The sequence below is a fragment of the Streptomyces bambusae genome, from assembly GCF_019400985.1.
In the GTDB taxonomy this organism is placed as follows: domain Bacteria; phylum Actinomycetota; class Actinomycetes; order Streptomycetales; family Streptomycetaceae; genus Streptomyces; species Streptomyces bambusae_A.
The window spans coordinates 1-24,044 of the sequence record NZ_WTFF01000091.1; the positions used below are offsets into that span (position 1 = coordinate 1).

Annotated in this window: 20 protein-coding genes and 1 rRNA gene; 7 read left to right on the forward strand and 14 right to left on the reverse strand. The window is 71.3% G+C overall.

Annotated features, from left to right (window positions below):
• From GPJ59_RS14990 to thyX, 4 genes are all read right to left on the reverse strand, one after another.
• Window positions 1-132 (reverse strand): 16S ribosomal RNA (locus GPJ59_RS14990); the annotation flags it as partial.
• 517 nt (window positions 133-649) lie between these two features.
• Window positions 650-2,335 carry a ribonuclease J gene (locus GPJ59_RS14995; RefSeq protein WP_219667622.1) on the reverse strand — a complete coding sequence of 562 codons (1,686 nt, stop codon included), beginning with the start codon at window positions 2,333-2,335 and terminating at the stop codon, window positions 650-652.
• A 114-nt stretch (window positions 2,336-2,449) separates the two neighbouring features.
• Window positions 2,450-3,349 carry a 4-hydroxy-tetrahydrodipicolinate synthase gene (dapA, locus tag GPJ59_RS15000; RefSeq protein ID WP_219667623.1) on the reverse strand — a complete coding sequence of 300 codons (900 nt, stop codon included), beginning with the start codon at window positions 3,347-3,349 and terminating at the stop codon, window positions 2,450-2,452.
• A gap of 233 nt (window positions 3,350-3,582) precedes the next feature.
• Window positions 3,583-4,323, reverse strand: a complete 741-nt coding sequence (gene thyX, locus GPJ59_RS15005) for an FAD-dependent thymidylate synthase (protein ID WP_219667624.1) — start codon at window positions 4,321-4,323, stop codon at window positions 3,583-3,585.
• A gap of 190 nt (window positions 4,324-4,513) precedes the next feature.
• Here thyX and GPJ59_RS15010 point away from each other — a divergent pair, with 190 nt between their 5' ends.
• Window positions 4,514-4,783, forward strand: coding sequence for a hypothetical protein (locus tag GPJ59_RS15010; RefSeq protein ID WP_219667625.1), 270 nt, complete (start codon window positions 4,514-4,516; stop codon window positions 4,781-4,783).
• A 46-nt stretch (window positions 4,784-4,829) separates the two neighbouring features.
• Window positions 4,830-5,420 (forward strand): hypothetical protein, encoded by a 591-nt coding sequence (locus tag GPJ59_RS15015; protein ID WP_219667626.1) that lies wholly within the window; start codon window positions 4,830-4,832, stop codon window positions 5,418-5,420.
• A gap of 37 nt (window positions 5,421-5,457) precedes the next feature.
• On the opposite strand, the gene GPJ59_RS15020 is transcribed toward GPJ59_RS15015, so the two are convergent.
• From GPJ59_RS15020 to eccD, 6 genes are all read right to left on the reverse strand, one after another.
• Entirely contained in the window at window positions 5,458-5,910 is a 453-nt protein-coding gene (locus tag GPJ59_RS15020) for a hypothetical protein (protein WP_219667627.1), read from the reverse strand.
• 9 nt (window positions 5,911-5,919) lie between these two features.
• The gene (dapB, locus tag GPJ59_RS15025; RefSeq protein WP_219667628.1) at window positions 5,920-6,672 is read right to left on the reverse strand and encodes a 4-hydroxy-tetrahydrodipicolinate reductase; all 753 of its coding nucleotides are present in this window, start codon (window positions 6,670-6,672) and stop codon (window positions 5,920-5,922) included.
• Between the two features lie 41 nt (window positions 6,673-6,713).
• The gene (locus GPJ59_RS15030) at window positions 6,714-8,093 is read right to left on the reverse strand and encodes a M16 family metallopeptidase (RefSeq protein WP_219667629.1); all 1,380 of its coding nucleotides are present in this window, start codon (window positions 8,091-8,093) and stop codon (window positions 6,714-6,716) included.
• The gene (locus GPJ59_RS15035; RefSeq protein WP_219667630.1) at window positions 8,090-10,312 is read right to left on the reverse strand and encodes a polyribonucleotide nucleotidyltransferase; all 2,223 of its coding nucleotides are present in this window, start codon (window positions 10,310-10,312) and stop codon (window positions 8,090-8,092) included. The genes GPJ59_RS15030 and GPJ59_RS15035 overlap by 4 nt, the downstream gene beginning before the upstream one ends.
• Before the next feature lie 292 nt (window positions 10,313-10,604).
• Window positions 10,605-10,892, reverse strand: a complete 288-nt coding sequence (gene rpsO, locus GPJ59_RS15040; RefSeq protein ID WP_219667631.1) for a 30S ribosomal protein S15 — start codon at window positions 10,890-10,892, stop codon at window positions 10,605-10,607.
• Window positions 10,893-11,147: 255 nt separating this feature from the next.
• The gene (gene eccD / locus GPJ59_RS15045; RefSeq protein WP_219667632.1) at window positions 11,148-12,650 is read right to left on the reverse strand and encodes a type VII secretion integral membrane protein EccD; all 1,503 of its coding nucleotides are present in this window, start codon (window positions 12,648-12,650) and stop codon (window positions 11,148-11,150) included.
• 222 nt (window positions 12,651-12,872) lie between these two features.
• On the opposite strand from eccD, the gene eccCa reads away from it, so the two are divergent.
• Window positions 12,873-16,826: a type VII secretion protein EccCa gene (eccCa, locus tag GPJ59_RS15050; protein ID WP_219667633.1), complete on the forward strand. Its 3,954-nt coding sequence runs from the start codon at window positions 12,873-12,875 to the stop codon at window positions 16,824-16,826.
• 127 nt (window positions 16,827-16,953) lie between these two features.
• Window positions 16,954-17,199, forward strand: a complete 246-nt coding sequence (locus GPJ59_RS15055; RefSeq protein ID WP_219667634.1) for a DUF397 domain-containing protein — start codon at window positions 16,954-16,956, stop codon at window positions 17,197-17,199.
• Window positions 17,200-17,309: 110 nt separating this feature from the next.
• Here the strand turns inward: GPJ59_RS15055 and GPJ59_RS15060 are convergent, their stop codons facing one another.
• The 4 genes from GPJ59_RS15060 to eccB all read right to left on the reverse strand — a co-directional run bounded on the left by GPJ59_RS15060 (window position 17,310) and on the right by eccB (window position 20,935).
• Entirely contained in the window at window positions 17,310-17,600 is a 291-nt protein-coding gene (locus GPJ59_RS15060) for a WXG100 family type VII secretion target (RefSeq protein ID WP_219667635.1), read from the reverse strand.
• 45 nt (window positions 17,601-17,645) lie between these two features.
• Window positions 17,646-17,966 carry a WXG100 family type VII secretion target gene (locus GPJ59_RS15065; protein WP_219667636.1) on the reverse strand — a complete coding sequence of 107 codons (321 nt, stop codon included), beginning with the start codon at window positions 17,964-17,966 and terminating at the stop codon, window positions 17,646-17,648.
• An 84-nt stretch (window positions 17,967-18,050) separates the two neighbouring features.
• Complete coding sequence (gene mycP / locus GPJ59_RS15070) at window positions 18,051-19,325, reverse strand: type VII secretion-associated serine protease mycosin (protein WP_219667637.1); 1,275 nt, start codon at window positions 19,323-19,325, stop codon at window positions 18,051-18,053.
• Between the two features lie 8 nt (window positions 19,326-19,333).
• Window positions 19,334-20,935 carry a type VII secretion protein EccB gene (gene eccB, locus GPJ59_RS15075; protein WP_219667638.1) on the reverse strand — a complete coding sequence of 534 codons (1,602 nt, stop codon included), beginning with the start codon at window positions 20,933-20,935 and terminating at the stop codon, window positions 19,334-19,336.
• Window positions 20,936-21,193: 258 nt separating this feature from the next.
• Between eccB and eccE the strand changes: the two genes are divergently transcribed.
• The 3 genes from eccE to GPJ59_RS38515 all read left to right on the forward strand — a co-directional run.
• On the forward strand, window positions 21,194-22,477 hold the full coding sequence (gene eccE / locus GPJ59_RS15080; RefSeq protein ID WP_219667639.1) for a type VII secretion protein EccE: 1,284 nt from the start codon (window positions 21,194-21,196) through the stop codon (window positions 22,475-22,477).
• Window positions 22,474-23,172: a hypothetical protein gene (locus GPJ59_RS15085; RefSeq protein WP_219667640.1), complete on the forward strand. Its 699-nt coding sequence runs from the start codon at window positions 22,474-22,476 to the stop codon at window positions 23,170-23,172. The genes eccE and GPJ59_RS15085 overlap by 4 nt, the downstream gene beginning before the upstream one ends.
• A gap of 224 nt (window positions 23,173-23,396) precedes the next feature.
• Window positions 23,397-24,044: SCO5717 family growth-regulating ATPase (locus tag GPJ59_RS38515; RefSeq protein ID WP_308120305.1), on the forward strand; the 648-nt coding region annotated here is incomplete at its 3' end.

The following is a 24,044-nucleotide window of genomic DNA, read 5'->3' on the forward strand; positions in this document are numbered from 1 at the left end:
TGCAGGGCAGATTTCCCACGTGTTACTCACCCGTTCGCCACTAATCCACCCCGAAGGGCTTCATCGTTCGACTTGCATGTGTTAAGCACGCCGCCAGCGTTCGTCCTGAGCCAGGATCAAACTCTCCGTGAATGTTTACCCGCGATCGGGTGCACACCACGAGAGCGGAACGGCGCCACCGGAATATGGTGGCCCGTTCACAGCGTCCTCGCTGTGTTGTTGCCTCCCGGCCCCGAAGGACCTGAAGGACTTTTCAAAGGAACCTCGTCTCCGAAGAGACGGGGTATCAACATATCTGGCGTTGATTTTTGGCACGCTGTTGAGTTCTCAAGGTGCGGACGCTTCCTTTGTACTTACCCTCTCGGGCTTTCCTCCGGGCGCTTCCTTCGTTCTTACGTTTCCGACTCTATCAGATCTTTTTCCGATCCGATTTCCTCGGTGCTTTCCGGTTCCGGCGCTTTCGCGCTTTTCCCTTCCGGCGGCTCAGACACTATCAGATTTCTCTGGGTCCGAATTCCACCCGCTCGGGGGGTGTACGGGCACAGGCGTGCTCCGCTTCCCTTCGTGGTGGAGCCGTAAACGTACTGGAGCGGGGCCCCCGGACGCAAATCCGGTTGCCCCGCTCCAGTGTCGGCCGTTAGGGCGAGGGTCAGACCTCGACCACGACCGGGAGGATCATCGGGCGTCGGCGGTAGCTGTCGGAGACCCATTTGCCCAGCGTGCGGCGGATGAGCTGCTGCAGCTGGTGGGGCTCGGCGACGCCGTCCGAGGCGGCCTTGGCGATGGCTTCCTCGATCTTCGGGACGACCGCGTTGAAGGCCGAGTCCTCGATGCCGGAGCCCCGGGCGTTGATGTTCGGGCCTCCGACGACCTTGCCGGTCGTGCTGTCGACCACGACGAAGACGGAGACGATGCCCTCGTCGCCGAGGATCCGGCGGTCCTTGAGCGCGACCTCCGTGACGTCGCCGACCGAGAGGCCGTCGACGTAGACGTAGCCGGCCTGGACCTTGCCGGTGATCCTGGCCTTGCCGTCGATGAGGTCGACGACGACGCCGTCCTCGGCGATCACGATGTGGTCCTTGGGGACCCCCGTCATCGCGCCGAGCTCGGCGTTCGCGCGCAGGTGGCGCCATTCGCCGTGGACCGGCATCAGGTTCCTGGGCCGGCAGATGTTGTAGAAGTACAGCAGCTCGCCGGCCGAGGCGTGGCCCGAGACGTGCACCTTGGCGTTGCCCTTGTGGACGACGTTGGCGCCCCAGCGGGTCAGGCCGTTGATCACGCGGTAGACCGCGTTCTCGTTGCCCGGGATCAGGGACGACGCCAGGATCACGGTGTCGCCGGGGACGATCCGGATCTGGTGGTCGCGGTTGGCCATGCGGGACAGGGCCGCCATGGGCTCGCCCTGGGAGCCGGTGCAGACGAGGACGACCTCGTGGTCCGGCAGGTCGTCGAGCGTCTTGACGTCCACGACGAGGCCGGCGGGGACGCGCAGGTAGCCCAGGTCGCGGGCGATGCCCATGTTGCGGACCATGGAGCGGCCCACGAAGGCGACCCGGCGGCCGTACTCGTGCGCGGCGTCCAGGACCTGCTGGATGCGGTGCACGTGGCTGGCGAAGGACGCGACGATGATCCGCTTCTGGGCGCCGGCGAAGACGCCGCGGATGACGCCCGAGATGTCGCGCTCGGGCGGGACGAAGCCCGGGACCTCGGCGTTCGTGGAGTCCGAGAGAAGGAGGTCGATGCCCTCCTCGCTCAGCCGCGCGAAGGCATGCAGGTCGGTCAGGCGGTTGTCCATCGGCAGCTGGTCCATCTTGAAGTCGCCGGTGGCGACGACCATGCCCGCAGGGGTGCGGATGGCGACGGCCAGGGCGTCCGGGATGGAGTGGTTGACCGCGATGAATTCGCAGTCGAAGGCGCCGAGCTGCTCCCGGTCCCCCTCCTTCACCTCAAGGGTGTAGGGGCGGATGCGGTGTTCCTGGAGCTTCGCCTCGATGAGCGCGAGGGTCAGCTTGGAACCGATCAGCGGGATGTCCGGCTTCTCCCGCAGGAGGTAGGGGACGGCGCCGATGTGGTCCTCGTGACCGTGCGTGAGGACGATGCCGTCGACCTGGTCGAGGCGGTCCCGGATGGACGAGAAGTCCGGCAGGATCAGGTCGATGCCCGGCTGCTCCTCCTCGGGGAAGAGGACGCCGCAGTCGACGATGAGCAGGCGGCCGTCGTACTCGAAGACGGTCATGTTGCGGCCGATCTCGCCGAGGCCGCCGAGCGGGGTGACCCGCAGGGCGCCCTTGGGCAGCTTCGGCGGAGGGCCAAGTTCTGGATGCGGATGGCTCAAAAGTCTCTCCTCACCACACGCGCCACGTACCCCTGTAAGGCACGTGGCGCGCGTGACATTCGTGCACTTGCTGTTGTGTGTGTGGTTCTGACTGTTCAGTTGTGAAGTCTGGTGTCAGAGCTGTACCCCGCCCGCAGCAAGATCGATCTTGAGCTGGGCGGTCTCCTCGTCGGTCAGTCCGATCATCGGCAGCCGCAGCGGGCCGGCCGGCAGGCCCTGGAGGGCGAGCGCGGCCTTGGTCGTCATGACGCCCTGGGTGCGGAACATGCCGGTGAAGACGGGGAGCAGCTTCTGGTGGATCTCGGTGGCCTTCTGGACGTCGCCGCCGAGGTGGGCCTCCAGCATCGCCCGCAGGTCCGGGGCGACGACGTGGCCGACGACGGAGACGAAGCCGACCGCGCCGACGGACAGCAGCGGCAGGTTCAGCATGTCGTCGCCGGAGTACCAGGCCAGGCCGCTCTGGGCGATGGCCCAGCTGGCGCGGCCGAGGTCGCCCTTGGCGTCCTTGTTGGCGACGATCCGCGGGTGCTCGGCCAGCCGGACGAAGGTCTCGGTGTTGATCGGGACACCGCTGCGGCCGGGGATGTCGTAGAGCATGACGGGCAGGCCGGTGGCGTCCGCGATGGCCGTGAAGTGCTGGTACAGGCCCTCCTGCGGGGGCTTGTTGTAGTACGGCGTGACGGCCAGCAGGCCGTGCGCGCCGTCGCGCTCGGCCTGGCGGGCGAGCTCCAGCGTGTGGTGGGTGTCGTTGGTTCCGATGCCGGCGACGACGTGGGCGCGGTCGCCGACCGCCTCGAGTACGGCTCGTACGAGGTCGCTTTTCTCCGCGTCGGTGGTGGTCGGGGACTCGCCGGTGGTCCCGTTGATGATCAGGCCGTCGTTGCCTGCGTCCACCAGGTGGGCGGCGAGCTGCTGCGCGCCGTCGAGGTCAAGTGCGCCATCCGCCGTGAACGGCGTGATCATGGCGGTGAGGACCCGCCCGAAGGGGGTCTGCGGAGTCGAGATCGGAGCCATGGGTAACACGCTACTCGCTGCCACGCTCGCAGTGTCCCCTCGGGGGACGTCAACCGGGTGCTGCCCGGTGCCGATCGTCCTGGAGGAGCCCGGCACTGCCTGCTCGGGGGTTCAAGCAGTGCCGGGTCCGTTTGATCAGCCTAGATGAACTTCACGAAACGTCGCAATACGGACACTTCGGTCTTGGCGCCGTACATCTGTCCGGCCCCCTGTCGGCCCTTGCCCTACCGCGGCTACGGGGCCACGCGCCCGTTCGCGTTGAAGGCCGCGTAGGTGAGCGGCATGAGCTTCGCCCAGTGCTGCTCCATCTTCTCGCCGACCATCTCGATCTCCCGCTGCGGGAAGGACGGCACCGCAGCGAGCTCGTGCTGGGTGCGCAGGCCCAGGAAGTGCATCAGCGAGCGCGCGTTGCAGGTGGCGTACATCGACGAGAACAGGCCGACCGGCAGGACCGAACGGGCGACCTCGCGGGCCACGCCCGCCGCCAGCATCTCCCGGTACGCCTCGTAGGCCTGGAGGTAGGAGTCCTCCATCACCCGGCCGGTCAGCTCCTGCTGCGCCTCGGTGCCCTCGACGAAGACGTACTTGCCCGGACGGCCCTCCTGGACGAGCTTGCGCTCGGCGGACGGGACGTAGAAGACCGGCTGGAGCTCCCGGTAGCGGCCCGACTCCTCGTTGTAGGACCAGCCGACCCGGTGGCGCATGAACTCGCGGAAGACGAAGATCGGCGCGCTGATGAAGAAGGTCATCGAGTTGTGCTCGAAGGGGCTGCCGTGCCGGTCCCGCATCAGGTAGTTGATGAGGCCCTTCGAGCGCTCGGGGTCCTTCTGCAGCTCGTCGAGGGACTGCTCGCCGGCCGTGGAGACCCGGGCGGCCCACAGCACGTCGGAATCGGTGGCGGCGTGCTTGACCAGCTCCACCGTCACGTCGCTGCGGAAGCTGGGTTTCAGGTCAGAAGCGGCGGTGTCGCTCACCGGGGGTCCTTCCATTGGCACGTCCGTGGGGCGGCGCCCACTCTACGGCTCATCAAGGACACACCTGGCATCCGGGCGGCCGGCGCACTGCCGCGAATTCCAGGGAATGTCCGGAAATCCGGCACCGAACGGCCTCTTCGGTCGTCCTACCGGACAGCAGCCGCGCACCGCCAGGAGAGAGAGGCCCTTGATGTTCCGCCGCCCCCAGCTGAAGCCGGGAGGTACCACCGGGCGCGAGCCCGTTCCGTTCGCCTTCGTCGCGGAGGCCGACCGATTCCGCAGTAACGTCACTCCACCGCCGCGCGAGCGCCTGGGCAAGACCCAGATCGCCGCCCGTACTCTGGTCGGAATGACCGTGGTGGCGGGGCTCGTCGGCTCGCTGCTCTTCGGGATGCCCGCCCTGCAGCCTGCGCCGTCGACCGGGAAGGCCCAGCAGTCCGCGGCGTCCGAGGGGCGCTAGTCTCCCTGGCAGCCCAGCCGAATGTGCATGTGAGTGAGGATCAGCCGTGCCCCTGCCCTTCTTGACGGCCGACAGCGCATGCGACGCGCAGGACCCCGACGGCTCCGGGACCGCTCCCGCCTACGAGGTCCTCGCCCACGAGGACCACGAGCGCTGGCGCCGCCCGTACCGGCCCGGTCCCTGGCGGGTGGCCATAGGGGCGGTGCTGCTCCTGGTGTCCTCGTTCATGCTGCTCGCCACGATGATCATCGCCTTCGCGGGTGCGTGGGGCGGGGCGGCGGCGTGCCTGGCCGCCGCGCTCACCGTCATCTGCGGGGCCCTGCGCCTGCTGCGGATGGGCGTGTGGGTGTGCCGTACGGGGCTGCGCCGGGTGGCGTTCCTCGGGACCCGCACGGTCGACTGGAGCCGGATCGCCGGCGTGCGTACGGTCCAGCAGCCGGTGCGCTGGATGGGCCTGCCGCGGACGGTGCAGGGGCAGGCGCTGGTCGCGACCGTGCGCGGGGCCGGTGAGCCGCTGCTCCTGCTGACCGACCACGGTGCGGACTTCCTGGCCCGGCCCGAGGCCTTCGACCGGGCCGCCGACACGGTGGAGGCGTGGGCGGAGGAGTACGCGGGCGACGCGCCGGCCACGGCCTGAGGCCGGGCCGGACGCCGCCCAGGAGCCCGTACAGGGATCAGGCCTGTACGGGCTTCTTGTCATGCAGGGCGATGGCCCGCTGCATGGCCTTGCGGGCCCGCGGGGTGTCGCGGGCGTCGTGGTAGGCCACGGCGAGGCGGAACCAGGTGCGCCAGTCCCCCGGCGCGTCCTCGGTCTCCGCCTTGCGGCGCGCGAAGACCTCGTCGGCGGAGTCCCGCAGGATCCGGCCGTAGCCGTCGCGCTCCAACTCGTCGACGGGCAGGCCGCCCTCGGCCTCCAGCTCCGCGGAGAGCTGGTTGGCCCTGGTGACGAACTGGGTGTTCTTCCACAGGAACCACACACCGATCACCGGCAGGATCAGCACCGCCACCCCGAAGGTGACGGTCAGTGGGGTCCCGATGCGGAGCAGCGCGAGGCCGCGGCCGCCGGCCAGGACGAAGTAGACGGCCAGGACGGCTGCCGTGACGAGGTAGGTGATCTTCGCGCGCATGGGTGTCGGTCAGTCCAGGTCGAGGAAGTTTTCCAGGCCGAACGTGAGGCCCGGGGTGCTCACCACGCGGCGCGCGCCGAGCAGGATGCCCGGCATGAAGCTGCTGTGGTGCAGGGAGTCGTGGCGGATGGTCAGGGTCTCCCCTTCGCTGCCGAGCAGCACCTCCTGGTGGGCCAGCAGCCCGCGCAGCCGGACCGCGTGCACCGGCACGCCGTCGACGCTGGCGCCGCGCGCACCGTCGAGGGCGGTGGCCGTGGCGTCGGGCTGCGGGGCGCAGCCTGCCTTCGACCGGGCCTCGGCGATGAGCTGGGCGGTGCGGGTGGCGGTGCCGGACGGGGCGTCCACCTTGTTCGGGTGGTGCAGCTCGACGACCTCGACGGACTCGAAGTAGCGGGCTGCCTGGGCGGCGAACTTCATGGTGAGCACGGCGCCGATGGAGAAGTTCGGCGCGATGAGCACGCCGGTCTCCGGGGAGCCGGCGAGCCAGCTCCGCAGCTGCGCGAGGCGGTCCTCGGTCCAGCCGGTGGTGCCGACCACCGCGTGGATGCCGTGGCGCACACAGAAGTCGAGGTTGCCCATGACCGAGGCGGGGGTGGTCAGCTCGACGGCGACCTGGGCCCCGGTCTCGGCCAGCGTCTCCAGCTTGTCCCCGCGGGACAGCGTCGCCACCAGTTCCATGTCCTCGGCGGCCTCGACGGCCCGGACGGCCTCGGAGCCGATGCGGCCCTGGGCTCCGAGGACGGCCACGCGCAGCTTGCTCATGTTGTTCGCTTCCTTACGCTTGCGGGCGTATGTACGACGGACTAGGCGACGGCCTCGTCGAGGCGGGCCGCCTGCTTCTCCTTGAGCGGTCCTATCACCGACAGGGACGGTCGCTGGGCCAGGACGTCCTGGGCGACGTCCTTGACGTCGTCCGGGGTGACCTCGCCGATGCGGGTGAGCATGTCGTCCACCGACATCTGCGTTCCCCAGCACAGCTCGCTCTTGCCGATGCGGTTCATCAGTGCGCCGGTGTCCTCCAGGCCGAGGACGGTGGAGCCGGAGAGCTGGCCGACGGCCCGGCGGATCTCCTCGTCGGTGAGTCCTTCGGACGCCACCTTGTGGAGCTCGTCGCGGCAGATCTTCAGCACGTCGTGCACCTGGCTCGGGCGGCAGCCGGCGTAGACGCCGAACAGGCCGGTGTCGGCGAAGCCCGAGGTGTACGAGTAGACGCTGTAGGCCAGGCCGCGCTTCTCGCGGACCTCCTGGAAGAGCCGGGAGGACATGCCGCCGCCGAGGGCGGTGTTCAGCACGCCCAGGGCCCAGCGGCGCTCGTCGGTGCGGGCCAGGCCCGGCATGCCGAGGACCACGTGGGCCTGCTCCGTCTTGCGGCCCACGAGGTCGACGCGGCCGGCGGTGCGGATGCGCTTGGCGCCGCTGCGCGGGCCGATCGGCTCGGCATCGGTGCGGGTCAGGGCGCCGGCCTTGTCGAAGGCGGCGCGGACCTGGCGGACGACCTTGGCGTGGTCGACGTTGCCCGCGGCAGCGACGACGAGGTGGCGGGGGTCGTAGTGCTTCTTGTAGAAGCGGGCGATCTGGTCGCGGGTGAGCGCGTTGATCGTGTCGACGGTGCCGAGGACGGGACGGCCCAGCGGGCTGTTGCCGAACATGGTCTGCGCGAACAGGTCGTGCACCATGTCGCCCGGGTCGTCCTCGGTCATCGCGATCTCTTCGAGGATGACGCCGCGCTCGGCGTCGACGTCGGACTCCAGGATCAGCGAGCCGGTGAGCATGTCGCAGACGACGTCGATGGCCAGCGGCAGGTCGGTGTCGAGCACCCGTGCGTAGTAGCAGGTGTACTCCTTCGCCGTGAAGGCGTTCATCTCGCCGCCGACCGCGTCGATCGCGGCGGAGATGTCGAGGGCGGACCGCTTGTGGGTGCCCTTGAAGAGGAGGTGCTCCAGATAGTGCGTGGCGCCGTTCAGCGCGGGCGTCTCGTCGCGGGAGCCGACGTGCGCCCAGATGCCGAAGGTGGCGGAGCGGACGGAGGGCAGCGTCTCGGTGACGACGCGCAGTCCGCCGGGCAGGACGGTGCGGCGGACGGTGCCGATGCCGTTCTCGCCCTTGAGCAGGGTTTGGGTACGGGCGACGGCCCGCCCCTCCGAAGAGGGGCGGGCCGTCACACGGGAACTACGCGACATCACTTGTCGGAGTCGTCCTTGTCAGCCTCGTCGGCGGCGTCCTCGCCCTCGATCACGGGGATCAGGGAGAGCTTGCCGCGCTGGTCGATCTCGGCGATCTCGACCTGGACCTTGGTGCCGACCGCGAGCACGTCCTCGACGTTCTCCACGCGCTTGCCACCGGCGAGCTTGCGGATCTGCGAGATGTGCAGCAGGCCGTCCTTGCCCGGGAGCAGGGAGACGAAGGCACCGAAGGTGGTGGTCTTGACGACCGTGCCCAGGTAGCGCTCGCCGACCTCCGGCATGGTCGGGTTGGCGATGCCGTTGATCGTGGCGCGGGCGGCCTCGGCGGCCGGGCCGTCGGCGGCACCGATGTAGATGGTGCCGTCGTCCTCGATCGTGATCTCGGCGCCGGTGTCCTCCTGGATCTGGTTGATCATCTTGCCCTTGGGGCCGATGACCTCACCGATCTTGTCCACCGGGATCTTGACGGTGATGATCCGCGGGGCGTTCGGGGACATCTCGTCCGGGGTGTCGATCGCTTCCATCATCACGTCGAGGATGTGGAGGCGGGCGTCGCGGGCCTGCTTGAGGGCCGCGCCCAGGACGGAGGCCGGGATGCCGTCCAGCTTGGTGTCGAGCTGGAGGGCGGTGACGAACTCCTTGGTGCCGGCGACCTTGAAGTCCATGTCGCCGAAGGCGTCCTCCGCACCGAGGATGTCGGTGAGGGCGACGTAGTGCGTCTGGCCGTCGATCTCCTCGGAGATCAGGCCCATGGCGATACCGGCGACGGGGGCCTTCAGCGGCACACCGGCGTTCAGCAGCGACATGGTGGAGGCGCAGACCGAGCCCATGGACGTCGAGCCGTTGGAGCCGAGGGCCTCGGACACCTGGCGGATCGCGTAGGGGAACTCCTCGCGGGTCGGCAGGACCGGCACGATGGCGCGCTCGGCGAGCGCGCCGTGGCCGATCTCGCGGCGCTTCGGCGAACCGACGCGGCCGGTCTCGCCGACGGAGTACGGCGGGAAGTTGTAGTTGTGCATGTAGCGCTTGCGGGTCACCGGGGAGAGGGTGTCCAGCTGCTGCTCCATGCGGAGCATGTTCAGGGTGGTGATGCCCAGGATCTGGGTCTCGCCGCGCTCGAACAGGGCGGAGCCGTGGACCCGCGGGATGGCCTCGACCTCGGCGGCCAGCGTACGGATGTCCGTGACGCCGCGGCCGTCGATGCGGACCTTGTCCTTGATGACGCGCTCGCGGACCAGGGCCTTGGTCAGGCTGCGGTAGGCGGCGGAGATCTCCTTCTCGCGGCCCTCGAAGGCCGGGAGGAGCTTCTCGGCGGCGATCTCCTTGACGCGGTCCAGCTCGGACTCGCGGTCCTGCTTGCCCGCGATGGTCAGCGCCTGGGCGAGCTCGCCGCGGACGGCCTGCTCGAGGGCGGCGTAGACGTCCTGCTCGTAGTCGAGGAAGACCGGGAACTCGCCCTCGGGCTTGGCGGCCTTGGCGGCGAGGTCCGACTGGGCCTTGCAGAGGACCTTGATGAACGGCTTCGCGGCCTCGAGGCCCGCGGCGACGATCTCCTCGGTCGGCGCCTCGGCGCCGCCCTTGACGAGGGCGATGGTCTGCTCGGTGGCCTCGGCCTCGACCATCATGATCGCGACGTCGCCGTCCTCCAGGACGCGGCCCGCGACGACCATGTCGAAGACGGCGTCCTCGAGCTCGGTGTGCGTCGGGAAGGCGACCCACTGGCCCTTGATCAGCGCGACGCGGACGCCGCCGATCGGGCCGGAGAAGGGCAGGCCGGCCAGCTGGGTGGACGCGGACGCGGCGTTGATCGCGACGACGTCGTACAGGTGGTCGGGGTTGAGCGCCATGACGGTGGCGACGACCTGGATCTCGTTGCGCAGGCCCTTCTTGAAGGACGGGCGCAGCGGGCGGTCGATCAGGCGGCAGGTGAGGACGGCGTCCTCGGAGGGGCGGCCCTCGCGGCGGAAGAAGGAGCCGGGGATCTTGCCGGCCGCGTACTGGCGCTCCTCGACGTCCACCGTCAGGGGGAAGAAGTCGAGCTGGTCCTTGGGCTTCTTCGACGCGGTGGTCGCGGACAGCACCATCGTGTCGTCGTCCAGGTAGGCAACAGCGGAGCCGGCGGCCTGGCGGGCCAGACGGCCCGTCTCGAAGCGGATGGTGCGGGTGCCGAAGGTGCCGTTGTCGATGACGGCCTCGGCGTAGTGGGTCTCGTTCTCCACTAGCGTTTTCTCCATTTTCGTCGTCTCCGCCCCCCACCCGTGTGGTGGAGGACGGTGCGGAGAAGCGCTCCTTGCGTGCGGGCCGGTCTTCGATCGAAGCACCCGGTTCGGGCCCCGACGGGCGCTCCGGGTGCCACTACCGAGGACCGGCGTGCGGAGGGAGGGCGCTCCTCCTCTTCAGTTGTGCTCTGGTTGTGCGCCTGCGACCAGACTACAAAGCGTCCGGTACGTCCCGCACGTACAGCAAAGGGAGCGGTCCCCTAAGAGTGGGAACCGCTCCCTTCACAGCGTCTTACTTGGCGCCCGCGGCACCGCGGCGGATGCCGAGGCGCTCGACCAGCGTACGGAAGCGCTGGATGTCCTTCTTGGCCAGGTACTGCAGCAGGCGGCGGCGCTGGCCGACCAGGATCAGCAGGCCACGGCGCGAGTGGTGGTCGTGCTTGTGGGCCTTGAGGTGCTCGGTCAGGTCCGAGATGCGGCGGGAGAGCAGCGCGACCTGGACCTCGGGGGAGCCGGTGTCGCCCTCCTTGGTACCGAACTCGGCCATGATCTGCTTCTTCGTAGCGGCGTCGAGCGACACGCTTACTCCTCTGTGGTGATTCGTGAGCCACCGAGTGCCCCAGGTCTGCATCTCTGGGGGGCTTCCGTTACTCGGGAGGCGGGCACGTCTGCCATGACGGGCGCATCCTCCGGGGCCTTGATGAGGGCTCCGGGGGCGCGTACACAAACGGCCGTCACACAGCGTACCAGGCCGGGGCCCGGAGCACCGGTCCGGGGCCCGGAGCACCGGTCCGGGGCCCGGAGCACCGGTCCGGGGCGCCGGGCCCCGGCGCCCTCAGCTGGTGAGGGACCGGGCCGCGTCGTAGACGTCCAGGACGGCCAGGCACAGCGGGACCAGGCTGAGCAGCACCGCCGCCTCGGTGAGGTCGAGCAGCCGCCCCCAGAAGGGTGACAGACCCTTGCGGGGAATGACCAGCGCAATTCCGGCGAGCAGGGCCGCGCCGGCGGCCACGGCGGCGGACAGCCAGATCGTACGGAGGTCCAGGCCGCCGCGGTCGCCGTACTTGCCGAGCTCGAAGAGGAGGTCGGCGGGCGGGTTCAGGGCCAGGCCCAGGATCAGCAGGGCGATCGCGGCCAGGCCCGCGACCAGGGCGCACACGACCTGGGAGGTGTAGCGGAAGAGCCGGGCGCGCAGCAGCATGGCCAGGCCGGCGGACAGGGCGAGGAGCTTGCCCCAGGTGCTGTCGGAGAAGCCGAGGACGGCGGCGGAGCCGACGACGACCGCGGCGGAGCCGCCGACGAGGCCGAGGAGCATCTCGTGGCCGCGGCGGGCCTGGGCGGCGATCAGCTCGGCGTCGAGCGGGGTGGCCGGCTCGGGGGAGTCGCCGGACTGGTCACCGTAGGCGTCGGTCTCGTAGCGGTCCGGAGTCTCGTAGCCCTCGACGGAGCTCTGCGGGGCGGCGTAGCCGATGGGGAGCCGGGCGAAGCGGGCCGACAGGCCGGGCAGGAAGGCGACCAGGCCGATGGCCGCGGGGGCGCAGACGGCGGCGGTGCGGGTGGCGGTGGCGTCGGTGGCGATGGCGATGAAGGTGGCGAGGGTGCCCACGGCGGCCAGGAAGGTGGCCGCGACGAAGGGGGCGTCCCCGCTGGGGGTGAGGGCGACCAGGGCCACGGAGGCGACCAGGACGCAGACGCAGCCGAGCAGGAACTGCAGCCGACCCGGTCCCTCGGCGGCGGCCGGCGCGACGATGCCGGAGCCTGCGATCAGCAGCAGCGGCAGGGCGCCGAGGCCGAGGGCCACGGCGGAGCCGCGGTCGCGGTAGACCCGGGCGCGCACGCCCGCGGCGGCGGTGAGCAGCAGTCCTGCGGCGCCGGCGATGACGCCGGGCAGGCCGTGCATGTCGTGGCGGATCGGGTCGGCGTACCACAGGACGAAGCCCATGAGGACGAAGAGGAGGCCGCCGCCGACCAGGCCGGCGCCGCGCAGCATGTCGTCGCTCCAGCGGTGCCGGTCGCGTACGACGGCGGAGGCGACGGCGTCGGAGACGTCGTCGAAGACGGCGGGCGGCAGGGACTCGGCGAAGGGGCGCAGGCTCAGCACCTCGCCGTCGAGGACCTGCTGGGCCGCGAGGGTGCGGGCGCCGTCGAGGACGGTGCCGTCGCGGCGGACCAGGTGGTAGCCCGTGGGCGCGCCCACGGGCTGGGTCTGCCCGGTCAGGCGCAGCAGCTCCGGATAGACGTCGGCGACGGCGATGTCCTCGGGGAGGGCGACGTCGATGCGGCTGTCCGGGGCCACGACGGTGACCCTGCAGAAACCCGTCGTTGCGGCCGTACTCACCTGTGTGACCCCCCTGGTTGGCGCCCTGTTCGGCGGATGGTCGGCGGATGATTCGCGGATGCGCACGGCAGCCGACCTGGTGCGCGCGCCACCCTACCGGGAGTATGGGTGACAGTCGGCAAGTAGGATCACCGAGTCGCGCGGGGGAGAGCCCCTGCCGTGTCCGGGACTTGGGGGCGCCGGTGACGACGTCCCGTCCGCTTTCGAGGGATTGATGCTCCGGTGAGCCAGATCGTCGTCAAACGCCCGCCGCGGGCCCTGCCGCCCGAAGTCCCTTCGGACGAGGTGCGGCTGGAGGCTCCGCCGGAGCTGCCGCGCGGACAGCAGGAAGGCATGGCGATGCAGCTCCTGCCGATGCTCGGCATGGGCTCGTCCGTGGTCTTCTTCTTCATGCCGAACGTGCCGCCGTTCATGCGCATCATGGGTGTGCTGATGCTGGTGTCGACGGTGGCCATGGTCATTGCGCAGATCATGCGGTTCCGCAAGGGTACGCAGGGGCAAATGGCCGATGTGCGGCGCGACTACCTGAAGTACCTGGCGCAGACCCGCCGCCAGGTCCGGCGTACCGCGCGGGCACAGCGCGACGCCCAGCTGTACCTGCACCCGGCGCCCGAGCAGTTGTGGTCGGTGGTGGCCGAGGGTTCGCGGCTGTGGGAGCGGCGGGTCGGTGACGAGGACTTCGGGCAGGCCCGGCTGGGGCTGGGTGCGCAGCAGCTGGCGACTCCCCTGGTGGCGCCGGACACGGCGCCGGTGGACGAGCTGGAGCCGCTGACGGCGGGCGCTATGCAGCGCTTCCTGAAGATCCACTCCTCGCTGGACGGGCTGCCGATGGCGGTCTCGATGCGGGCCTTCTACCACGTGACGGTCTCCGGTGAGCCGGCCGCGGCGCGCGGTACGGCACGGGCGATGGTGGCGCAGCTGGCGACGCTGCACTCCCCCGAGGACCTGCTGGTGGCCGTCGTGACGGCGCCGGGCGCGGCGCCGGCCTGGGACTGGGTGAAGTGGCTGCCGCACACGCAGGTGCTCGGCCAGGTCGACGGCGCGGGCACCAAGCGGCTGTTCGGGGACGACCTCGCCGAGGTGGAGCAGCTGCTGGCCGCCCGGCTGGAGGGGCGGCCGCGGTTCAGCAGGGACGTCACTCCGCTGCTTGACCAGCCGCACATCGTGGTGGTCCTGGACGGCGGCATGGTGCCGCCGGACTCGCTGTTCGCGGCGGCCGAGGGGCTGCAGGGCGTGACCATCGTCGAGGTGGTCGCGGGCGAGCTGGACGAGCCGCGCGGCGGGCTGTCGGTCGTGGTGCGGCCGGGCCGGCTGCGGCTGGAGTCCGGCGGCGGTTTCGCCTACGAGGGCGTGCCGGACTCGCTGTCGCTGCCGGCGGCCGAGGCGCTGGCCCGGCAGCTGGCGCCGCTGCGTACGGGCGGCGGCGACGAGGACGAGCCGCTGCTGGCGAACCTGGACTTCACCGACCTGCTGAACCTGGGCGACGCCGCGTCGATCGACGTGGCCCGCACGTGGCGGCCGCGGTCGGCCGGTGAGCGGCTGCGCGTGCCGATCGGTGTCGGCGAGGACGGCGGTCCGGTCATGCTGGACCTGAAGGAGGCCGCGCAGGAGGGCATGGGCCCGCACGGCCTGTGCGTCGGCGCGACCGGTTCGGGCAAGTCGGAGCTGTTGCGCACGCTGGTGCTGGGTCTGGCGGTCACGCACACGTCGGAGACGCTGAACTTCGTGCTCGCCGACTTCAAGGGCGGTGCGACGTTCACCGGTATGGGGACGATGCCGCACGTGGCGGCGGTGATCACCAACCTGGCGGACGACCTGACGCTGGTGGACCGCATGGGCGACTCCATCCGCGGTGAGCTGCAGCGCCGTCAGGAGCTGCTGCGGTCGGCGGGCAACTACGCCAACATCCACGACTACGAGAAGGCCCGTGCGGCCGGTGCCCCGCTGGAGCCGCTGGCCTCGCTGGTGCTGGTGATCGACGAGTTCAGCGAGCTGCTGACGGCGAAGCCGGATTTCATCGACATGTTCATCCAGATCGGCCGGATCGGCCGGTCGCTGGGCGTGCACCTGCTGCTGGCCTCGCAGCGCCTGGAAGAGGGCAAGCTGCGCGGTCTGGACACCTATCTGTCGTACCGGATCGGTCTGCGGACCTTCTCGGCGGCGGAGTCGCGCACGGCGATCGGTGTGCCGGACGCCTACCACCTGCCGTCGGTGCCCGGTTCGGGCTATCTGAAGTTCGGCACGGACGAGATGACCCGCTTCAAGGCGGCGTACGTCTCGGGCACCTACCGCTCGGGCGGCCCGGACCTGACGGTGGGTCAGTTCCCGGTGGAGCGGCGGCCGGCGCTGTTCACGGCGACGCCGGTGCCGGTGGTGTACGCGGCGCCGGACCCGGCATACCTGGCGGCGCAGGCCGGCCGCGAGGACGACGCGCTGGCGGACACGGTGCTGGACGTGATCGTGGGCCGGCTGGAGGGCCAGGGCGTGCCCGCGCACCAGGTGTGGCTGCCGCCGCTGGACCAGGCGCCGCCGCTGGACCAGCTGCTGCCGGCGCTGGCGCCGTCGGCGGAGCGCGGGCTGCACGCCGACGGGTACACCCGCCTCGGCGGGCTGGTCGTGCCGCTCGGCCTCATCGACAAGCCGTTCGAGCAGCGGCGCGAGGTGCTCTACCGGGACTTCTCGGGGGCGGCCGGCCACCTGCTGGTGGTGGGCGGTCCGCAGTCGGGCAAGTCGACGCTGATGCGGACTCTGATCTCCTCGTTCGCGCTGACGCACACGCCGCACGAGGTGCAGTTCTACGCCCTGGACTTCGGTGGCGGCGGTCTCGCGGCGATCCAGGACCTGCCGCACGTGGGCGGGGTGGCCTCGCGTCTGGACCCGGAGCGGGTGCGGCGCACGGTGGCCGAGGTCGCGGGTGTGCTGAACCGGCGCGAGGAGTTCTTCCGCGCCAACTCCATCGACTCGATCGGCACCTACCGGCGGCGCCGGGCGTCGGGTGAGCTCACGGGCGAGGTGTTCGGCGACGTGTTCCTCGTCGTCGACGGCTGGGGGCAGTTCAAGAACGACTACGACCAGCTGGAGCTGATCGTCGCGGACATCGCGGCGCGGGGCCTGGGCTACGGCATCCACGTGGTGCTGACCGCCTCCCGGTACATGGAGGTCCGGGCGGCGCTGAAGGACCAGATCCTGGGCCGGCTGGAGCTGCGGCTGGGTGACGTCATGGACTCCGAGTTCGACCGCAAGGTCGCGGCGAACGTGCCGCCGGGCGCGCCGGGCCGGGGTCAGGTGCCGGAGAAGCTGCACTTCATGGCGTCGCTGCCGCGTGTGGACGGGCGGTCCGGCGGGGAGGGGCTGTCGGAGGCCACCGGCGCGTTCGTGGAGTCCGTACGGGCCAACTGGTCGGGGCCGGGTGCCCCGGCGGTGCGGCTGCTGCCGCGCAAGCTGCCGGCGGAGCGGCTGCCGAAGGGCTTCGAGTACCCGCAGCACGGCATCGCGATCGGTATCGACGAGACGAACCTGGAGCCGGTGTTCGTCGACTTCGAGACCGACCCGTTCTTCCTCATCTTCGGCGAGAGCGAGTCGGGCAAGACGGCGCTGCTGCGGCTGATCGCCAAGCAGCTGACCGAGCGGTACTCGCCGGAGCAGGCGCGGATCGTGGTCGGCGACTACCGGCGCACGATGCTGGAGGCGGTGCCGTCGTCGCACCTGCTGGAGTACGCGCCGATGTCGTCGGCGATGGACATGCACATGGAGGCCGTGGCCTCGGTGATGGCCAAGCGGGCGCCGGGGCCGGACATCACCCCGCAGCAGCTGCGCGACCGCAGCTGGTGGACCGGTCCGGACCTGTACGTGATCATCGACGACTACGAGCTGGTGTCGACGAGTTCCTCGCAGCCGCTGGCGCAGCTGGTGGAGCACCTGCCGTTCGCGCGGGACGTCGGTATCCGCTTCATCGTGGCGCGCAGCGCCGCGGGTGCGTCGCGGGCGTCGTACGAGCCGTTCATGCAGCGGGTCAAGGAGCTGGGCGCGCAGGGCGTCGTGCTGTCGGGCGACCGCAACGAGGGCGACATCCTGGGCAGTGTCCGGGCCCGTCCGATGCCTCCGGGCCGCGGCACCTTCGTCTCGCGCAAGCGGGGTACGCCGCTGGTGCAGACGGGCTGGCTGCCGGACCGGTGACGGGCGGCGGGGCAGTGTACGTCACGCTGCGCTGAAGTGCGGTGACGCCTGTTGCGGCGGGCGGTGCGGAAGTACGATGCCGGGACTGGCAGTTCGTACGACCGCCCCGCCGAAGGGAATCCCGCACATGGCTGACGCACGCGACCGCGAGCGCGAGAAGGACGAGCTCTACGCCCTCGACATCTCGGGCGTGGAGTGGACCAGCGCGCCCGGGACGGAGGAGCACGAGGAGCGGGTCGAGATCGCGAAGCTGCCCGGCGGGGCGGTCGCGATGCGTTCCTCCCTGGATCCGGGGACGGTGCTGCGCTACACCGAGGCCGAGTGGACGGCGTTCGTCCTGGGCGCCCGGGACGGCGAGTTCGACCTGAAGTGAGGGACCTGCGAACGCGAAGGGGCCCGCGCACCGAGTGCGCGGGCCCCTTTCGTGCGTTCCGTACGGCTGCCGCGGCGAGGCGGCAGGCGGGCGGACGTGCGGGAGCGGCGTCAGACCATCCGGAAGCGGGCCGCGTTGCCCTTGTCCGTGTCCTGGTAGCCGACGAGCGACTGGTCCAGCAGGGTCGCGATCTGGCCGAGCTTCTGGTTCATCTCGGTCATGTTGGTGGAGACGGTCCGCTGGATCTCCTCGTAGGCGGACTTCGCCTCACCCTCCCAGCTGGAGGTGACTTCCTTGACCTTGCCCATCAGCGTCTCCAGCTGCTGGGTGAGCTGCGAGCTGGTCAGGCGCACGTCCGACGCGGCCGTCGAGACGGTGTCGTAATTGACTGCGAGTGACATCGCTGTCTTCCTCCCGTTGTGTTTCGTACTACCGCTGCGCGAGCGTCAGATGTTGAGGATGGAGCTGTTGTTGACCTTGCGGATCTCGGCGATCCGCTGCTCCTCCTCGGCGTTGAAGCCCTGGACGCTCATGCGCATGGCGTCCTCGAGGTCGACGAGGCGGTCCTTGATCTTCTTCAGGTTCTCGTTGACCCCGCGCTGGAGGACGTCGAACTCCTTGCTCGCGGCGCCCTGCCAGCCGGCCTGGATCCGGTCGACGACGTCGTTCAGCTTGCCGATGCGGTTGGTGAGTTCCGTGTGGTACGTGTTGATCTCACCCGCCAGCTTTACCTTCTTCTGGTCATCAACTTGAAGGTTCATGGCCATGGTGGTTCTCTCCCGTCATCACACTCGTGAAGTCACGGACACTTTAGCCAGTTCGTACGACAGGCCCAACAACTCGCCCTGTGCCTAGCCTTGACGCCTTCTGCGGCGTGTGTCCCGGGCGACGGTCGCCGTGCCGGCGATCACCGCGATGAGTACGGCCCCGATTCCAAGAGCGTACGTCCCGAAACGCTGTTCGCGCTCCTGTCGTGTCTCACGCAGAATCAGCGGAGCCGGTTCCGGTGCGGCGGCCGGAGGCGGACCCGGGTCGGGTGTGGGGGCCTTGGGCTTCTGGGAGTCCTGGGTGACGGCGCGGACGGGGTCGACGACGCCCCAGCCCACGTAGTCGTCCTTGCCGTTGATGGCGCGTTCGGCGGTCTGCTCGATCTGCCAGATGATCTCCTGCGCCGACCAGTCGGCGTGCTGGGCGCGCAGCAGGGCGGCCAGACCGGCGACGTACGGGGCGGAGAAGCTGGTGCCGTTGTCGATGCACTGGCCGAAGCCGGGCACGGTGGAGACCATGTCCACGCCGGGTGCGGCGACGGCAATGAAGTCGCCGGGCTGGGAGAAGGCCGCGCGTTCGTTGTTGCGGTCGCTGGAGGCCACCGCCAGGACGCCGGGGAAGGCCGCCGGATAGGTCTTGCGCTTCTCGCCCTTGAGGCCGTCGTTGCCCGCGGAGGCGACGACGACCACGTTGGCGGCCACGGCCTTCTTCACCGCCTGGCCGAGCTTGGAGTCGTCGGTCATCGGCTGGGTGGTGTCCTGGGAGATGTTGATGACCTGGGCGCCCTTGCTCAGGGCGTGCTCGATGGCGTCGGCGAGGGTGTCGGCCTTGCCGGTCTGCCGCTCGTCGTTCTGCCGGATCGGGATGATGGTGGCCTCGGGGGCCAGGCCCACGAAGCCGGTGCCCGCCTGCGGGCGGGCCGCGATCAGGCCGGCCACCCTGGTGCCGTGCCCCACCGTGTCGTTGGTGCCGTCGCCGCCCTTGGGGTCCAGCAGGTCCTTGCCGGCGCCGATGTCGAGGGCGGGGGCGAGCTGCGGGTTGGCGCGGTCGACCCCGGTGTCGATGACGGCGACCCGGACGCCCTTGCCCTTGGTCTCGGCCCACAGCGCGTCCAGGAGCACCCGCTGGAGCGCCCAGGGCCGGTCCTCGATCTGCTTCTTCATCGGGAACGTGCACTCGCCGGCGCCCGCGAGGCGGGTGGCGGGGTCCGGCTGGACGGCCGCCGCGCCGGTGGTCGTGGCGGTGGTGGCCGCGAGGGCCAGCGCGAGGGCCGCGGTGGAGCGCAGCAGGGGGCGCCGGGCGGCCGGGCGGCCGGCGGCGCGGGAGGTGGTGGCGCGGGCGGAGGTGGTGGTCGGCATCGGCGGCCTCACGAACCCTGCGGCTGGCGGGCCGCGTTGGTGTCCAGGCGGGGGCCCTTGGAGAGGAATTCCGACCAGGCGATGGGGACCAGGGTGGGCACCACGCCGCCGTAGCCGAGCCGGGTCTGGGCCTGGCTGGCCTCGGGCCGTCCGTCGCTGCTGTCCTTCTTCGGGTCGGGCGCGCCGATGCCCGAGCGCTCGGCGTCGGAGTCGCCGTTGGCCTGGACGGCGTACCGCAGGCCGGTGTCGGTGACCAGGAAGAGCGAGCCGCCGGCGGTGCCCTGCTTGCCCTGGGTCTGGGTGTAGAGCAGGCCCGAGCCGGGAGTGACGTACGCGCTGGTGCCGCTGGCGGTGATGTCCACCGGGAAGCCCGTGCCGGCCCAGGTGCTCATCGTCTGGTTGCCCTGTCCGTCGACCGAGCGCAGCACGTTGCACACGGTGTCGCGGTCGCCGCCGCCCTGGCCGGCTGCGGGGGCCGCGGTTCCGGTGGCGGCGGTGCGGTTGATCTGCGCCGACTTCTTCAGCGGCCAGCGGGCGTCGCCCTTGAAGGGGGTGGCGTCCGGGCTGAGGGACTGGAGGTCCACCTCGCGCGGCTTGCCCTTCATGTTGAGGGTGTCGGTGGCGGGCGCGGTGATGAGCAACCAGGCCGTGAAGTCCGAGACGGGGGCGACCTTGCCGGGCAGGACGACGTAGTGCTGGGGGCCGGAGCCGGTCTGGGCGCGCAGCACCATGCCGACCTTGTTCTCGGCGGTGACCAGGCCGGGGACCTTGGCGTCGGCGCCGACCGAGCCGGGCAGCTGCGGGAAGCCGAGCGGGTCGCCGTCGCGGAGGGTGGCCAGCCACTGGTCGGTGACCGGCTGCGGGGTGCCGCTGCCGACGAGGGCGTTGGTGAGCTTCTGCGCGTCCTGCGCGGCGGCCGAACCCGCCGGGCCCTCGGGGAACTTGTACTTCGTGCCGACGGCGTCGACGAGGTAGCGGTCCTTGGAGTCGCCGGTGCTCTGCACGTAGAGGACCTGGCCGTCGTCGAGCTTGCGCTGGTCGTCCATCAGCTTCGCCTCGCGGTCGGCGAGGACGAAGGCGGCGGTCTGGACGTTGTTGCCGTTGCCGCCGGGCTTCTGGCACACGGCCCAGCGCTTGGCGGTGCCGGCGTCCTTGGGCGCGGGCAGCCGGTCGGGGGCGTACTGGATGCCGATGATGGGGCCGCGCGGTGGCTTGCCGCTGTCGAGCACCTTGTCGTCGACCGTGATGACCTGGAACTTCTGCGGGTCGAGCAGGAGGCGTGCGGAGGCCAGGTTGAGCACCGGGTGCAGCCGGGTCTGGTCCTTGCCGTTCACCTTGGTGGTCAGGACGACGTAGCGGGTGGTGGAGTTCTTGCCGACGATGACCTTCTCGCCCGGCGCGTCCCACCCCTTGGGCGCCTTGGGCTTGAACATGCCCCAGGCGCCGAACGTCGCGAGGATCAGGGCGCCGACCACCAGCCCGGGCACGACGGCCCGCAGCGGACGCGGCGCGCCTTCCTCGGTGCCCGTGGCGGACGGCTGGAGGAACGCTGCCACCGTGCGCCGCTTCGCAAAGGTGTACGCGTTGAGCTCATCACGTCGTGATGCCATGACCGTCTGCTTCTCCCCGCACGGCCCGGCCGGTGAGTAGGGTCCCCGGGCCTCGATTGTCGGACCGTCCACCTACTATGCCTGTTGACGGAGGGCGGCTACGGGCCGGGTAGGGTGAGGCTGCCGCTCAGTGCCTTCCGTACCGGGGTAATCAGGGCTTGTTGGGGTGGATTGGGGAGATTCCGGTGAGCCGCGGGGAGTTCCGCGCGCCGCCGGGGCTTTCGGGGTCTGGCCCCGGGAAGGGGAGGTGCACGGGTGATGGCCACCGCGACGCGCCGCCGTACGGCCGCGGCCGCTCCGCCGCAGGGCGGGGTGACGCCGCATCCGAAGTCGAGCCCGGGACGGTTCGGCCCGTTCCGATTGCAACAGTTGGTGCTCCTCCAGGTCGCCGCGGCGCTGCTGCTGGTCGCCTGGGTGGTGGAGCCGCTGCTGCTGGTGCCCGTCGGTGTCGTGGCCGCCGTGCTCGTCGTGCTCGCCGTCGTACGCCGCCACCAGCGCTCCCTGCCCGAGTGGATCGGCTCCGCGCTCGCGCTGCGCGCGCGTCGGCGCCGCGCCGCCTCGTCGGTCGTGCCGCCCGGCACGGAGCCGGGGCTGGCGCCGGTCGTCGAGGCCGATCCGGCGCTGCGCACCTACACGTTCAGCGACCGTGACCGGCGCCCGGTCGGGATGATCGGCGACGGCACGTTCCTGACGGCGGTGGTCCAGGTGGACACCGACGCGACCGCGCTGCGCGAGGACCGGGCCGCCCGGCCGCTGCCGCTGGGGCTGATCCGGGACGTGCTGGAGGTCGACGGCATCCGGCTGGAGTCCGCCCAGTTGGTGCAGCACACGCAGCCGGCGCCCGCGCCGCACCTGCCGGCCCAGTCGATGGCCACCCGCAACTACGCGCCGCTCCAGTCGCAGACGGGCACCCCGGCGGTCCGGCTGACCTGGGTCGCACTCAAGCTCGACCCGGAGCTGTGCCCCGAGGCGGTCACCGCGCGCGGTGGCGGCCTCGCCGGCGCGCAGCGCTGCGTGGTGCGCGCGGCGGACCAGCTGGCGAGCCGGCTGGCCGGCGCCGGCTTCCGGGCGACGGTGCTGACCGAGCAGGAGCTGACGGCCGCACTGGCGACGTCCACGTGCGCCAACCCGATGGCGATCACCCAGGCGGGCCGGGCGTCCGGCCGTTCGGGCTCGCCGGGCCGGCGTACGGAGGAGACCGCGCGGACCTGGCGCGTCGACGACCGGCGGCACACCACGTACTGGGTGGGGCGCTGGCCGCAGTTGGGCGGCGGGGCTGCCCCGCTGCCGCACTTCGTGGCGCTGCTCACCTCGCTGCCGGCCCTCGCCACGAACTTCAGCCTGACGCTCGCCCCGGCGGAGCGGCACGGGGTGACCCTGACCGGGCACGTGCGGATCACCGGGCGCAGCGACGAGGAGCTGGTCGCGGCCCGGCGTGAGCTGGAGCGGACCGCGCGGGGTGTGAAGACCGGCCTGGTGCGGCTCGACCGCGAGCAGCTGCCGGGCGTACTGGCTTCGCTGCCGCTGGGAGGCGCGCGATGAGGATGGGCTACGGGCTGGTGGGCCCGCGCCGGGAGCGGCACACGGTGCTCACGGACGAACTGGACGCGCTGGCGCTGCCCGTCGGCGACGACGGCGTGGTCGTCGGGGTGGACTCCGAGGGCCGGCCCGCGGTGCTCGGCGTCAACCGGCCGACGCCGTACGAGGTCACGCTCATCGGCGGCCTGTGGACGGCCCAGGTGCTGGCGCTGCGCGCGGCGGCCACCGGGGCGCGGGTGGCGGTGGAGACCGGCCGCGGGCAGGTCTGGTCGGCGCTCGCGCAGGCGGCGGGCGGCGGGCAGCAGTGCGTGACGCTGCACGAGGTGGGCCGGGTCCCGCCGCAGGGTGCGTCGGCGGGCAGCCCGGTGTTCGTCATCCGCGACTGCGGCATGCGGCCGCCGCGCGGGCGGGTGGTCGCCGGTCCCTGGCAGTCCGTGCTGACCCTGCTCCCCTATCTGAGTCCGACGGCACCGCGGTTGCTCCAGCAGTCGTCGCTGGTCGGCGTGCAGCGGGTGTCCCCGGACGAGGCGGAGCAGATCGGACGGCTGATGAGCCTGCCGCGCTCGGCGGTCGAATCGCTGCCGACGCTGGGCGACGGGGTGACGCTGTGGTGCAACCAGCGGGACCGCCAGTTCGTGATGACTCAGGGGACCGAGGCGGAGACCGGGCTGCTGGGGGCGGCCCGGCGGATCGACTGAGCCGGGCGGCGGCCGGGGCCGGCTGTGCCTTCGTCGTCCTCCCCGGCTTCCTCCCTGTCCACGCTCCCTGTCCACGGGGCGAGTTGGGGGGGCGAGTCGGGGGGCGGCCGGGTGGATGCCCCGACGGGGGGCGGGCGTCGGAGGCCGGGCCCGATTAGGCTGACCGTGGGCGCGGCGCCGATGGGGGCGCTCGTACCAGTGCTCGACCAGACCAGGAGGACGCAGTGAACGGCGATCGGAACGAGAGCCGCGGCGGGACGTGGGACGTCCCGACGGACGATCAGTCCGACGCGGAGCCCGAGCTGACGGGCGAGTTCACCATCGACTACACCCCGCCGGCCTGGTACACGCAGAACGCGGCTCCGGCCGCGGTCCCGGGTCTGCCGGAGGGCAGCGGCTTCGAGCCGCACCGTCCGGGTGACGCGGCGTCCGCGCCGGCCGGCCCCGGCGCCACCCCGTCCCCGGGCGTACCCGCACAGGGCCAGGGCCTTGGAGGCACGCCGTTCGTCCCGTCCCAGGGCACGGCGATGCCGACTCCGGGCGCGGACGCGTCGGGTTCCGGTACGGGGCATTCCGCGTTCCCGGCCGCGCCGGGTACGGACGCGTCTGGTGCCGGCACGGGCCAGTCCGCGTTCCCGGCCGCGCCGGGTGCGGACGCATCTGGTGCCGGCAGCGGCACGCCGTTCCCGGGGCAGTCGGCGCCGTCCGCCACCACCGGCGAGGCGGGGCCCTTCGGCACGCCGCCGGGCGGTACCCCCGCGGCCCCGGGCTTCCCGGCACCTGCTGCTCCCCCGGCTCCGTTCGGCGCCCCCGCCGGCTCGGACCCCTCGTTCCCGGCGGCCGCCGCGGGCACGCCGAACCCGGCCTTCCCG